Source organism: Saccharopolyspora sp. NPDC050389, from assembly GCF_040655595.1.
In the GTDB taxonomy this organism is placed as follows: domain Bacteria; phylum Actinomycetota; class Actinomycetes; order Mycobacteriales; family Pseudonocardiaceae; genus Saccharopolyspora.
Map to the genome: position 1 here is coordinate 1 of NZ_JBFAKG010000166.1, position 12,589 is coordinate 12,589.

The 12,589-nt window shown below is 66.8% G+C and carries 14 protein-coding genes; 9 read left to right on the plus strand and 5 right to left on the minus strand.

Annotated features, from left to right (window positions below; genetic code table 11):
* Positions 1-554 precede the first annotated feature (554 nt).
* Both AB0I53_RS47835 and AB0I53_RS47840 read right to left on the minus strand, forming a co-directional pair.
* Positions 555-779, minus strand: coding sequence for a hypothetical protein (locus tag AB0I53_RS47835; protein ID WP_358617409.1), 225 nt, complete (start codon positions 777-779; stop codon positions 555-557).
* 530 nt (positions 780-1,309) lie between these two features.
* A complete protein-coding gene (locus AB0I53_RS47840) occupies positions 1,310-1,924 on the minus strand; it encodes a GntR family transcriptional regulator (protein WP_358617428.1) in 615 nt (204 codons plus the stop codon).
* A 249-nt stretch (positions 1,925-2,173) separates the two neighbouring features.
* Here AB0I53_RS47840 and AB0I53_RS47845 point away from each other — a divergent pair, with 249 nt between their 5' ends.
* Complete coding sequence (locus tag AB0I53_RS47845) at positions 2,174-2,536, plus strand: hypothetical protein (RefSeq protein ID WP_358617411.1); 363 nt, start codon at positions 2,174-2,176, stop codon at positions 2,534-2,536.
* Between the two features lie 32 nt (positions 2,537-2,568).
* Here the strand turns inward: AB0I53_RS47845 and AB0I53_RS47850 are convergent, their stop codons facing one another.
* Positions 2,569-2,805 (minus strand): amidohydrolase family protein, encoded by a 237-nt coding sequence (locus AB0I53_RS47850; protein WP_358498592.1) that lies wholly within the window; start codon positions 2,803-2,805, stop codon positions 2,569-2,571.
* Positions 2,806-2,940: 135 nt separating this feature from the next.
* Here AB0I53_RS47850 and AB0I53_RS47855 point away from each other — a divergent pair, with 135 nt between their 5' ends.
* Together AB0I53_RS47855 and AB0I53_RS47860 are read left to right on the plus strand one after the other, a co-directional pair.
* The gene (locus AB0I53_RS47855) at positions 2,941-3,351 is read left to right on the plus strand and encodes a LysR substrate-binding domain-containing protein (RefSeq protein WP_358617414.1); all 411 of its coding nucleotides are present in this window, start codon (positions 2,941-2,943) and stop codon (positions 3,349-3,351) included.
* Positions 3,329-3,553 (plus strand): hypothetical protein, encoded by a 225-nt coding sequence (locus AB0I53_RS47860; RefSeq protein WP_358617416.1) that lies wholly within the window; start codon positions 3,329-3,331, stop codon positions 3,551-3,553. The genes AB0I53_RS47855 and AB0I53_RS47860 overlap by 23 nt, the downstream gene beginning before the upstream one ends.
* Positions 3,554-3,619: 66 nt before the next feature.
* Here AB0I53_RS47860 and AB0I53_RS47865 read toward each other — a convergent pair whose 3' ends face one another.
* Both AB0I53_RS47865 and AB0I53_RS47870 read right to left on the minus strand, forming a co-directional pair.
* Positions 3,620-4,981, minus strand: coding sequence for an MFS transporter (locus tag AB0I53_RS47865; RefSeq protein ID WP_358617418.1), 1,362 nt, complete (start codon positions 4,979-4,981; stop codon positions 3,620-3,622).
* Between the two features lie 51 nt (positions 4,982-5,032).
* Positions 5,033-5,344 (minus strand): putative quinol monooxygenase, encoded by a 312-nt coding sequence (locus tag AB0I53_RS47870; protein ID WP_358498589.1) that lies wholly within the window; start codon positions 5,342-5,344, stop codon positions 5,033-5,035.
* Between the two features lie 170 nt (positions 5,345-5,514).
* Here AB0I53_RS47870 and AB0I53_RS47875 point away from each other — a divergent pair, with 170 nt between their 5' ends.
* The 6 genes from AB0I53_RS47875 (at position 5,515) to AB0I53_RS47900 (ending at position 12,278) form a co-directional block, all read left to right on the plus strand.
* Positions 5,515-6,345: a GntR family transcriptional regulator gene (locus AB0I53_RS47875; protein ID WP_358617421.1), complete on the plus strand. Its 831-nt coding sequence runs from the start codon at positions 5,515-5,517 to the stop codon at positions 6,343-6,345.
* Positions 6,342-7,400, plus strand: coding sequence for a TIGR03619 family F420-dependent LLM class oxidoreductase (locus tag AB0I53_RS47880; RefSeq protein WP_358498587.1), 1,059 nt, complete (start codon positions 6,342-6,344; stop codon positions 7,398-7,400). Before AB0I53_RS47875 ends, AB0I53_RS47880 begins: the two co-directional genes overlap by 4 nt.
* A gap of 34 nt (positions 7,401-7,434) precedes the next feature.
* Positions 7,435-8,175, plus strand: a complete 741-nt coding sequence (locus tag AB0I53_RS47885; RefSeq protein WP_358617423.1) for a transglutaminase family protein — start codon at positions 7,435-7,437, stop codon at positions 8,173-8,175.
* An 85-nt stretch (positions 8,176-8,260) separates the two neighbouring features.
* Complete coding sequence (locus AB0I53_RS47890; protein ID WP_358498585.1) at positions 8,261-9,670, plus strand: NAD-dependent succinate-semialdehyde dehydrogenase; 1,410 nt, start codon at positions 8,261-8,263, stop codon at positions 9,668-9,670.
* Positions 9,671-9,699: 29 nt separating this feature from the next.
* Entirely contained in the window at positions 9,700-10,413 is a 714-nt protein-coding gene (gene npdG, locus AB0I53_RS47895) for an NADPH-dependent F420 reductase (RefSeq protein WP_358498584.1), read from the plus strand.
* Between the two features lie 476 nt (positions 10,414-10,889).
* Entirely contained in the window at positions 10,890-12,278 is a 1,389-nt protein-coding gene (locus AB0I53_RS47900) for a diguanylate cyclase (RefSeq protein WP_358617425.1), read from the plus strand.
* The last annotated feature ends 311 nt before the right edge of the window (positions 12,279-12,589 follow it).

Consider the following 12,589-nt stretch of genomic DNA (forward strand, 5'->3'; position numbering starts at 1 on the left):
GACACGTCAACCGCATAAAAATGATCAAACGACAGATGTTCGGCCGCGCCAAGCCCGACCTGCTCCGCAAACGCATCCTGCTCAGCGACTGAGCCCCGGGCCAGATTCACGGAAACCGTGCCAGAGCCAGTATTCACGTGCCGTCGACACCGTGGTGCGCCGAATGACGGACTAAGTCCCACGTGGGCTGACCTACGCTGATGAGTGCTCCCGGTGCGCCTCGAACACACTGGACGGATGTTGAGCTTTGCTGCGGGGGAGCGTGCTGAACCGCGCCTGACCAGGACGTTCTTTTCGCCAGGGTTGGGTACGCGATGCTTGACTCGCAGGGACGCGCGTTCATAAAGCATGGGTTTCGCATGGGCCCGACGCGGGTTCCGAGCCGCTGCGGGTGGCTGCCAATGTCGGGGCGAGACGGCTCAGCGAGACCGCAGCCGTGGCTTCCTGCGAAGCCAACTCAGTGACCGCCCAGCCGGTCAGGGCAGCGCGTCAACCGGCCTGCGGCGGCCGTCTCAAAGTCGGCGTGCACTAGCACGCTGCGGGGCCTTCTCCCGTCAGCCGCAGCAGAATTCCTCATTCTGGTGGAGTTGTGATAGTTGACGCCAAAAGTGCAGGATCTGCGTGATTGAGCAGCGCACCGTCAGCCATCGCGGCACCGGCGTGTTCAAGGCCTGTGGCGGGAAGAAGGCAATGGTCCGGCGGAAAAGGAGAGACAGGCGGTTGCTGTCGCTGGTGCTAGGCCTCAGGGCGATTGCTGGCTCATCGAGCAAGTCACCCATGCCAGCAGGCCGAGCTCCCGTGGTGGAATGCGGGACAGTTGCAGGCACGTGCGTTGTAGGTGCTGGTCAATGCTCAGAGCCATCGAAGGAGCGGGAATCACGCGTTGCATTTGGCTCATCGGGCCCGCGCCCGCCTTGCCCTGCGCTCCATCGTCAACTGCACTTCGACCTGGATCTTCAGGTCGGGCGGACTGAGACTTGGTGTGATTGCTGCGAGTGCCCCCGGGCTGGCCCCGCGCAGGACGCACACGGATTCCCGATCAGCTCAGCTTCGCTGGGTAACTGCGGATGGGTTGGCGAAGCCCTGACGCGATCGTCGAAGCCCTGGAGTACCTACGAACCACAGCGTGGACCGCACGCGTGCTGTCGACCAGCACGCAAAAGGCTCCACGACAGATAGTTCGTGTAACGCCCTGCTGCCGCTTCGAACCTGCGACGGCATCGCTCACCTCCCCCCACCGATTCGCGCGGCGCACCAACAGCACCATCGCATCGACCGCCTACGGCTGTTCGTGGTGGTCGTGGTCGCGCTAGAACCGGCGGAACGCGTCGAGGGTGGCGGTGCGGTGGCGGCGCGCGGCGAGTTCGATGTCGAGGGGATCGGCACCGTTCTCGATCAATGCGATGAGGTGGTCGTGCTCGGCGACGGATTCGACCGCGCGGCCCGGGACGAAGCTGAAGGTCGAGTCGCGCAGCATGCGCAGTCGGCTCCAGCCGCGGCGCACCAGGTCCGTGAGGTGCTCGTTCGGGCAGCGGGCGAAAAGGACGGCGTGGAACTCCTCGTTGAGTTCGGTGAAGCGGCGTGGGTCGAAATTCTCGAGGCTCTCACGCATCCGCTGGTTCACCGCCCGTACCTCGGCGAGGTCGCTGGCGGTCAGCAGCGGGGCGGAGAATCCGGTGGCGGCACCTTCGACGACCGCGAGCGTCTCCATCGTGGTCACGTACTCGCTCTCGTCCACCAGGGCGACCTGGGCGCCGATGTTCTTCTCGAAGGTGACCAGCCCCTCGGCCTCCAGTCGGCGGATGGCCTCGCGGACCGGGACCACGCTGATGCCGAGCTCGCCGGCGATCTGGCTCAGCACCAACCGGTAACCCGGTGTGAAGCGATGCGAGACGATCCGATCGTGGAGCCACTCGTACGCCAGCTGGGTACGAGCAGACCCGCGCGCTGGCCCAGGAGATGCGGGACCACTGGACCACGTTCATCCACACTGAACGCACCGGACCGCAGTGGCCGCAGTACCGCCCGGAAAGTCCGAGCACCATGGTGTTCGACATCGTCAGTCACAGCGAGCCGGACCTGAGTCCCATCATGGAAGAGTGGCGGATGCAGCGCTGGCACCCGACCAGTTGGTGGCCGACCACGAGAGAACGGCGTGGGTGAGCAGCCGACCGTGTACGCCGTCGTGTGGACGAACCATCACGATGCCGATGTGAGCGTCCTGGCGGAAGTCGCCGGGGCCCGCCCCGAGCCCGAACTCACTCATGACGATCTCCGGCTGACACCCGTCGGCCGGTTCTTGGTCGCGAGCGGACCCGCCGAAGCATGCCAGCGCTACCAGAACTGGGCAGCGGCGATCACCGTCCACGACATCGCCGATGCCGCGCGCCGTCTCACCCGTGATTGCGCCGAACTCCTCGCCCCGGCCCACGATGAGCAAGCCCCCGGCGGCCGCCGTGCCCCTATAGGTGTCCCGGGAACGCACACTCGACGTGCCATGGTGAGCTCGTACGGTGCCGGTCTTCGCAGTACGTGATCAGGGGCTTGGCCGGATGCTGCGATGAACGATCACACCGCAGGCGGGCGATCGTGGACTTTGCGTCCTGCGAACCAGGTCTGCTTCACAGTTGTGCTGGCCACCTGGTCGATGGGGACGGCGAAGGGGTCGCGGTCGAGGACGACGAAATCCGCGGACTTTCCTGGTTCGAGCGAACCCGTGACGTCGTCGGTGCCCATCGCTCGGGCGGCGCCGAGGGTGTACGCATACACGGCCTCGTGGAGGGTGATCGCCTGTTCTGGCCACACGTGTCCCGGGAAGGTCCTGGTAGATCGCGAGACAGCGGGCGGCGTGGGCCTCGCCGGTGAACCGGCTGGCGCGCGCAGCAACGTGGTGGGCGAGGTTCGCCGCGGCTGGGCCGCCGGTGGCGACCACCGGCGGCCTTGACCGGCCGGTGTGGGCCCATAGCGCCACGCCTGATCGACGCGGTGAACACGTGGCGCCCCGCGATCCGCATCGATGCGCAGGAAGGTTGGTCGCTGCAGTTGGACGGTGCACTGAGCGACGGCGGTCTCGACCTGGTCGTCTCGCACACCTTGCCGGATCGGGTCGAGTACGGCCGTCAGCCGTTGCGCCAAGAAGCGTTCACGGCGCTGGTCGGCGCGGGGCATGCATTCGCTGGACGCCAAGGCGTCTCGTTGCGCGACTTCGCCGGCCAGACGTTTCGCTTCTACAAGTCGCAGCTGGTGCCTGCTCACCACGCCACGCTGATGGCGGCGCTGCGGCGGCCCGGGCGAGAAGTTCACCTACCAAGAGGACCCGATTCCCGGGATGAAGCACCTCGACCTGCATGACGGCAAGAGCTTCACGCTCGTGCCGGATTCGATGGCGCAGCATCTTGTCACGACGGATGTCGCCGCAGTCCCGCTCACGGACTCTGATCTCCCGACCTTCAACCTCGAGCTCGTATGGCGGAAGGAGGGCCCCGCTCCGGCAACAGCACTCGTCGTCTCCGCGGCGGATGCGCTCAGCCGAGGGCAGCGCTGGATCAGCTGACCCGAGCGGGTTCGTGAAGCATCTGTCACGACACCACTCGGATCAGCCTGGGTCAGGAATCCGGCCTCAGTGCGGGAGCGGCTGGCCCTTGGTTTCCGGCCCAACGAACCAGATCACGGCCAGCGCAATGACATACGACGCCACGCCGACAGTGGTCGCCGCCGTCGAGATGCCGCCCAGCAGGCTGATGAGCACACCTGTGAAGAGCGTGACCAGGGAGCCTGCGATCCGGGCGGAGTTGAACACCGCCGAGATCGCGGTTGCCCGTCCCGCTGTGGGGAACAGCTCGGGCATGTAGATCGGCATCCAGGCGAACTGCCCCAGGATGAAGAACCCGGCGATCCCAGCTGCGATCAGCGCGATCTCCGGCGTGCTCACGGCGAAGAAGAAGACCGGAAGAATCACGGCGGACCCGACGTAGTACAGGAGCATGGTGGGTTTTCGGCCCCATCGGTCTGCCAGGTAACCCAGAAGCAGGTACCCGGGCACGGATGCGGCGTTGAACACCAGGCCGGCGTTCGCGGCCCACGTGCCGCCGGACTGCCCCACGTGCTTAGCGAGCTGGCCGGTGAACTGCGGGATCCAGGCTGACACGCTGTAGAGGCCGACGACCGACACGACGGTGATCAGGAGCAGTCGCAGGGCCCTCTGACGCAGGTGCGGCTGGCTGAACACCGAGGTGAACGGAGACCGCAGGAGCTCACGGTCTTCTGCGCTGACCTGTCCACCGCCTGCCGCGGTGGCCCTGGCCTTACGCCTGCGGTCGCGGATCTCCGTCCACATCTCCGGGTCATGGACGGCTCGGCGCACGTACAGCACGACCAGCGCCGGAAGCGTGCCAACCAAGAACAGGTACCGCCAGGCCTCGGCGCCCACCGGCTGCAGGAGGAACCAGGTCAGGGCGGCGAGCACGGCGCCGACCCCGAACCCGGATTGCAGCACAGCTGCGGCGCGCCCGCGGCTGCGATCGGGCCACAGCTCGCCGATGAGCGTCGTCGCGCTGCCCCACTCCGCGCCCAACCCCATGCCAGTGATGAAGCGCAGGGCCAGCAACCACCAGTAGTTGGGTGCCAAGGCGGACATGCCCGTGAACAATGCGTACCAGAGGATCGAAATGATGAGGATGCGCCGCCGGCCGAGGTAGTCCGCGGCGAACCCGGCGACGATCCCTCCCAAGGCCCACCCCGCGAGGGTCGCGGCCACCAGCGCTCCGACATACGCGGGAAGCCGTTCGAGCTGGGCGCTGGTACCCAGACTGGTGACGGCGACCGACCCCGCCAGGACGAGCGCGTAGGTCTCGAACCCGTCGAACGTCCATCCGAGCCATGACGCCACGAGCGCGCGGCGGCTGGTCTTGTCGATACTGCGCATGGTTACGGGTTGATCAAGGGTGTTGAGCGGCGGCACGCCGCTTTCCAGGTCGGACACAGTGCTCTCCTTTGAGCTGTCAGCGCGACGCCGGGGAATTGGGTGCCGAACTCAGTCGAGCACGTCGACCGGGGCAAGGACAGTGACATCGATCGGTTTCGCCAGCAAGTCTGGGAGCTGGGCCCGGTAGTTCTTGTAGTGCGCGGACGCGCGGTGCGCCTCCAACGCGGAGGAGTCCTCGTAGCACTCCAGGAGCACGAACTGCGTGTCGTCCGTCTGGGTGGCGAACAGGTTGTAGAAGTGGCAGCCCGCTTCGGCGCGCGTGGGCGCCACCATCCCCTCGAGCAGTTTCTGCAGCTGGTCGGCGTGCTCGTGCGCCGGGGTGAAACGGGCGATCACGGTCACAGGGCTCTCGTCGGACACGGCGTCTCCAGTCTGTCGGGGCGGGGCGTCTCTTGCGTCCCCATGTGCAATACGTTATAAAACGTCTTATGTGTGGAGTCAAGGTTGAGACGCAGGCGGACCACCCGACGCCTGGTCCCACACACATGTCGCGACACGGTGGGCCACCTCCGCCAGGTTCAATACGACTTATGACATCACCTGAGGACTCCGAGGCCCGCCTGGACTTGTCCGAGGTCGACCTGCGGATTCAGCGCGGCCGCACGTCGGCCACGGCTCAGCTGGCCGAACAGATCAAGACCCTGATCGTCAAGCAGCAGCTGCCCCCGGGCGCACGGTTGCCCACCGAGAAGGAGCTGATCGCGGAGTCTGGACTAAGCCGCATCACCGTCCGCGCAGCGGTGGGCATGCTCGAGACCCAAGGCTGGGTCGTGCGCAAGCAAGGGCTGGGCACCTTCGTGTCCACACCGCTGGACCAAGAGCTGTCATCTGGGGTCCGCACGATCACGGAGGTCCTGCTCGACCGAGGAGTGACACCGCAGATCGAGGTCATGAGCTTCGGGGTCGAGCGCTCGTCGGCATACGTCGCGCGGACTCTGGGAGAGCGCGAGGTGCTCACCATCCGCCGCCGCTACAGCGACGGCGAGCAGCCCCTGGCGCTGGTGACTATTCACCTCCCGACCCGGGTGCAGGACGCCGCCGAGCCCCTGCGGTCGGCGGAGCCGGCCACCGAGACCACGTACACGATGTGGGAGCAGCGGCTGGCCACGCGCATCGCGGAGGCCCGGCACGAGATCCACGCCGCAGGCGCTTCCGCTGACGTCGCGGCGGCGCTGGGCGTCGACGAGGGCGCACCGGTCCTCGTGCTCGATCGCGTCAGCTACGACCACGACAACCGACCCCTGGAGGTCGTTGTCTTCCACTACCGACCGGATCGCTACGGCTTCTCGGTGACGCTTCCCCGCGTCATCTCGCACGGGACGGTCGGCATGACAGAACGAACAGAAAGGTTGCGCCAATGACCGCCGCCGATCCCGGCACACCGGAGCCCCCTCGCGGGGGCGGCCCGCACGTCGGGTTGATCCTCGCCCTGACCATTCGGGGCCTGTCCGTGGGCAACTACCCTGACATGGCCCGCGTCGCGCAGACGGCGGAGTCCCACGGGTTCGACTCTGTGTGGTTGTGCGACCACTTCCTGACCCTCAGCCCGGATGATTACGTCCGGGATGCCGGGATCACCGCCGACGCGAGCGACGAGACGCCCGCGACGCAGGGACCGTCGTCAATCCCACTGCTCGAGTGTTGGACGGCGCTGTCAGCGCTGTCGCGCGACACGACCTCATTGCGCCTGGGCACAAGCGTGCTGTGCAACTCGTACCGCTATCCCGCCGTCCTCGCCAAGATGGCCGCCACCCTCGACGTGATCTCGGGCGGGCGTGTGGATCTCGGCCTTGGTGCGGGCTGGTTTCAACAGGAGTTCGAAGCGTACGGAATTCCGTTTCCGTCGACCGGTGACCGGGTCTCGGCGCTCGCCGAGTCGCTCCAGGTGCTGCGCAGCGTCTGGACCGAGGCAAACCCGCAGTTCCGCGGCGAGTTCTACACGATCGACGGCGCGATCTGCGACCCGCCGCCCGTCCAGAAGCCGCACCCGCCGCTGTGGATCGGTGGCGAAGGGCTGCGGGTCAGCCGCATCGCCGTCCGGTATGCGAACGGAATCAACGTACGGTGGTGGCCAGCCGAGAAATGCGGCGAACGCCGTGCGCTGCTCGACCGCGAGTGCGAGGCGATCGGCCGCGACCCAGCCACTCTTCAGCTGTCACTGACGACGCTGCTCGCACCCACCGAGTCGCCCGAGGTCCAGCAACAGCTGCGCGCGCGGTTCAAGTCGATCCCCGAAAGCGGCCTCATCACCGGCTCCGCCGACGCCTGCCTAAAGCAGATCCGCGAGTACCAGGCTGCTGGGATCAACCATTTTCTGTTCACGATCCCAGACGTAGCGGACTCCGACTACCTGGACGTGGTCGGCGAGCAGGTCCTCCCGCACCTCGACACCGCCCGTGCTTCTCAGCCCGCCTGACCTCCGCAAACACCCGTTGAAAGCGAGCCGCACGATGACCTCCGATGTGACCTCCCGGACGACCGAGACCGCCGGTGACGAGTACCTCCGCTCGACTGCGTACATCGACTCCGACCACCCGACCGTCGTCGAGACCGCCCGCCGCATCACCGAGGGCGCCACGACCGACGTCGACCGTCTGGGCTGCATCTACCACCACGTCCGCGACCTGCCCTACGACATCCTGGCCTCGTTCCGCTATCTCGTGAAGGGGCAGACAGCGGCCAGCGACGTCCTCGAGAACGGCGTCGCGTTCTGCATGGGCAAGGCCAGTTCCTTCGTTGCGCTGGCCCGAGCCGCCGGCATCCCGGCGCGCGTCGCCTTCCAGGCCCTGGACGCCCCCGAGATGGAGTTCCTGTCCCCAGAGGTGCGCGTGCTGTGGGGCGGGCCTGTCGGTCGCCCGCTGCCGTGGCATTCGCTCGGCGAGGCCTTCGTCGACGGCCGGTGGGTCAAGCTCGACGCCACGATCGACGCGCCCACCGCGACCAAGCTGGGCAAGCCGTACACGATCGACTTCGACGGCCGGACCGACATCCCCACCGTCGAGGGACCGGTGCTGCGGGAGAACGGCAGCTACGCCGACTACCCCGCCGAGGTCGCGGACTGGTACCTGCGCGTGGCCCGCGAGGTGCTCGCCGCGCTCGAGTCGAGCGCGGCGCACGACCGCGTCGCCGCCGACGACGTGCTGTGGAGCGGGCCGGACCCCGAGCTCGTCCGCCGTCAGGCCGTCGCCTGACCTTCCCTCCGTGGCGCGGCGTGCAGGTCGAGCCACAGTGATGTCCGCCCGCGTTCCCGCGCGCCGACTCGAGAAGGACACCACGATGTCCGTTCGTCAAATCAGCTCTGTCAACCCCGCGACCGAAGAAGTCCTGGGTCGCTTCGACCCGCACACCCCGGACCAGATCGAGGCGGCCCTCGCCCGGGCCGCAACTGCGGCCGCTCAGTGGCGGTCCACTCCGATCGAGGTCCGCGCCGAGCACCTCCACCGCGCCGCCGCCATCATGCGCGCCGACCGGGACAGGCTCGCCGCGCTGATCACCGAGGAGATGGGCAAGCCCATCGCCGAGGCTGAAGCCGAGGTCGAGAAGTCCGCCTGGTGCTGCGAGTACTACGCCGAGCACGGTCCGGCGATGCTCGCCCACGAGTCCGTCGAGACCGCTGCCACACGCAGTCACATCGCCTACGACCCGCTGGGTCTGGTGCTCGCCGTGATGCCGTGGAACTTCCCGCTGTGGCAGGTGTTCCGGTTCGCGCCGCCCGCGTTGCTCGCAGGCAACGGCGCCGTGCTGAAGCACGCGTCGAACGTTCCGCGTTGCGCCCTCGCGATCTCCGAGGTCTGGGAGCAGGCGGGCTGCCCGACCGGGCTGTTCACCACGCTGCTGGTCGGCCCGGACGCCGTGCCGGGGCTCATCGCCGACGACCGCATCCACGCCCTGACTCTCACAGGCTCCACCGAGGTCGGCGCCCAGGTCGCGGCCATGGCCGCTTCGCACCTCAAGCCTCAGGTGCTGGAGCTCGGTGGCTCCGACCCGTTCATCGTCCTTGCAGACGCCGACATCCCCGCCGCCGCGGTTGCGGCCGTCACGGCCCGGATGCTCAACGCCGGGCAGAGTTGCATTTCGGGCAAGCGCTTCATCGTCGAGGACGCGGTCGCCGCAGAGTTCACCGATGCGTTCGCCGCGGGAGTCGCCGCGCTCACCGTCGGCGATCCTTTCGACCGCGACGTGCGGATCGGCCCGTTGGCGAGGGCGAGCATCCGCGCGGACGTGCTCGACCAGGTGCGCCGAAGCGTTTCAGCGGGCGCCAGGATCGTCACCGGCGGCACGGTGCCGGAGGGGCCGGGCTTTTACTACCGGCCCGCCGTCCTCGACAACGTCGCCCCTGAGATGGCTGTCGCGGCTGAGGAGACCTTTGGTCCGGTCGCCGCGGTCATCCGGGCAAAGGACGCATCCGACGCGGTCGACATCGCCAACGCCACCGAGTTCGGTCTCGGTGCGGCCCTGTGGACGTCGGACCTTGATCGCGCGAACCACCTTGTGCCCCGCATCGACGCGGGTGCCGTGTTCGTCAACGGAATCGTCGCGTCCGACCCGCGTCTGCCCTTCGGCGGAGTCAAGCGCAGTGGCTACGGGCGAGAGCTCGGTGCCTTCGGGATCCGGCAGTTCACCAACGTCAAGAGCGTCTGGGTCGGGCCCGCACAGAACGGTCAAGACCACCCGCTCAGCGAATGAACCACCAAGCCGAGAACGAAGGAGCTCCCATGTCATCCCCTCAGCCCGCGCCACCCCTCGACAATCCGCCTCTGCACATCGAGACCGTCACCATCGTCGGTGGCACCGGAGCGCTCGGCCTCGGGCTCGCGACCCGGTGGGCGCATGCTGGCGTCCACGTGAGAATCGGTTCTCGTCGCGCGGACGCCGCGAAGGCCACAGCGGCGCATCTTCCCGGGGCGTCAGGCGGTGAGAACGCCGAGATGATCAAAGACGCGCCCGTTGTCGTCGTTGCGGTGCCCTTCAGCGCCCACATCGAGACCGTCCGTTCGATCGCCAACGTCATTCAGCCGGGCCAGCTACTGATCGACACGACCGCGCCGATGGTGCCCGGACGACGTGGCCTTCGGCCCATCACCCCATGGGCAGGCTCAGCGGCGGAGCAGGCGCAGGACCTGCTGCCTGGTGGCGTTTCCGTCGTCTCCGCGCTGCAGACCGTCAGCGCCGCCACGTTGCAGGACACGGCACGGCACCTTGACGAAGACGTGCTGCTCTGCGGTGACAAGAAGGTTGACAAGGAGGCCGCGGCAGCGCTTATCGCCCGAATTCCCGGGCTTCGGCCGATCGACTGCGGCCCGCTAGACCTGAGTGGGGTCTGCGAACGGATGACCGCTTTGCTGATCGGAGTCAATCGGCGCTACAAGACCCATGCCGGTATTCGGCTCACGGGGCTGTCCACGCCCAAGCTCGAACAGCCTGCGTGACTCCGCGGCAGCGCACTGAAAACGATCCAGCGCGTGGGGCGCTGCCGGCAACGTTCGGCCCGCGCCGTTCTGTCCACACCGGCAGCCTCGCGTTCGGTGATGATTCCGTCGGCGAGGTCCCGACTGATGCCGCAAACCCTGGCTTCAGGCCGGATGGCATGCAACCACTTGCGTTTCGGCAATTTGGGCCTGTGGGGTGCGAACGAAGCGGTTCACGTTGCGCACACACCAAGCTGTCCTAGTGCCTTGTCAAGCAACGTTGGTCTCGTAGCCGGGTTCGGAGCGAAGCTTTCGACTCGCGAAGAGCCGTGATCATGTGTGTAGATCGCACCCATGTAAGGAGAAAATTGTGGGATATCCCTGGGACACCGTCTTAAATTCTCCCACCGCATCATACGGCGCACGCCCTGACGGAGTTTCCGACCATGCATTCCCCACGTGAGCGTGAGTATCGTGTCGGGCTTGCCGAGGATTTGATGAGTCTGGCGCTGGAGCAGCGTCGCTGGGCTGGGCCGCGACGATGTCTGACCGACATGCTGACCACCCTGGATCACGGTGCGGCGCAGGGTCTTACCCCGTTTGGTTCGGCGACGGAGGGCTGGCGCGAACCCGTCCCGGCATCGCCGGGCAGGGCGGCAGGTGTCGAGTGGCATGCGGTTTTCGATCGGGCTCCCGTGCCCACCGCGGTGCTGGATGTGCAGGGCCGCCCCCGGTACGTCAACCCGGCCTGGTGCACTCTGTTGGGCCACGGCACCCCAGAGTTCCTGCAGCCGAGCCCGCACGACTCGTCCTGGCCAGGCAACGCTGTCCTGCGACGCGCCGTCGTCGGGGACACCCTCGCACGCGGACACGCGGTGGCGGAGACCTGGTACCAGAAGCCCGACGGCCAGATCGTCTGGGTGCGGCTGTCGGGTTCGGTCCTCACCGACACCGTTGGCCGCCCTTTCTCGATCCTGGTGCAGGCAGAGGACATCATCGCCCGCCGAAGCTGCGAAGTCCTGTGGGATCAGTGTTTCGCCACTGCGCCGATCGGGATGGCCCTGCTGGATCTGCAGGGGTACTGGACATCGGTGAACGACGCGTTGTGCGACCTGCTCGGGTACCGGCGCGATGAGATTCTGGCACGGCATTTTTCCGACCTGACCTACCCTAGTGATCGACAGCAGGGCGAGGCTGCGCTCGCTGATCTGCGTGCCGGCCGTGCCAGAACGGTCAGCGTGGAAAAACGGTATCGGCACAAGGACGGCCACCCGATCACGGTGTTGATCCGATCCAGCATGGTCACCGGCCCGGACGGCATGCCCTCCTTCCTCGTCAGCCACTACGAGGCGATCGGCAACGGCCGCATGACCGATGCCCACCTCGCCCACCTCGCCTTGCACGACCCGCTGACCGGACTGGCTAACCGCGCCCTCCTCGCCGACCGCCTCGACCACCATCTCGCCGCGCTAGCCGGTGGCAGCGGCGTTCTGGCGGTGCTTGTCGCCGATCTCGACAAGCTCAAACAAGTCAACGACCGATACGGCCACCTCGCTGGTGACCATCTCCTGACCGCGGCCGCCCACGAACTGGTCAGCGGTGTGGACCCCGGTGCCACGGTGGCACGACTGGGCGGCGACGAATTCGTCGTCGCCAGCCTTGTCGACGACCTCCCCGCAGGCGAAGCGCTACGCGACCGCATCGCACAACTCCTCGACACCGAGACCACCGCAGCCGGCCATCAAGTCGATCTGAAAGCCAGCGTAGGGATTGCCCTGACTCAAGACCCCACCACCGCACCAACAGAACTCCTGCACAGAGCTGATCAAGATATGTACACCCGCAAAAAGAACCGTCGGAAAGAGCAACACGCCCCCCACCGTTGATGACTGCCCGGCGCGCTTGTCCCAAACGGGTCCTTATGATCAACTCAAACATCCGACATACCGGTTACCAGATCAACCTTGCTTGACGAGGCACTAGGTCGGATTCACTTCGGAACAAACTGAAAAGGGTGTCGCACTTGGTGAATTTCTCGTAGCAGGCGATGGCGGCACCCAGAGCAAGGAGTTGGCAGGTGTCGGTTGCAGATCTGGAAGTTTCCCCGCCGGAACCCACTCCGAGCGCATCGGCGATGCGCCGTGCGCTCCGCCGCGCCACCGATGGCGTTTCGCTGGACGCCACCGAAGCCGCGGTC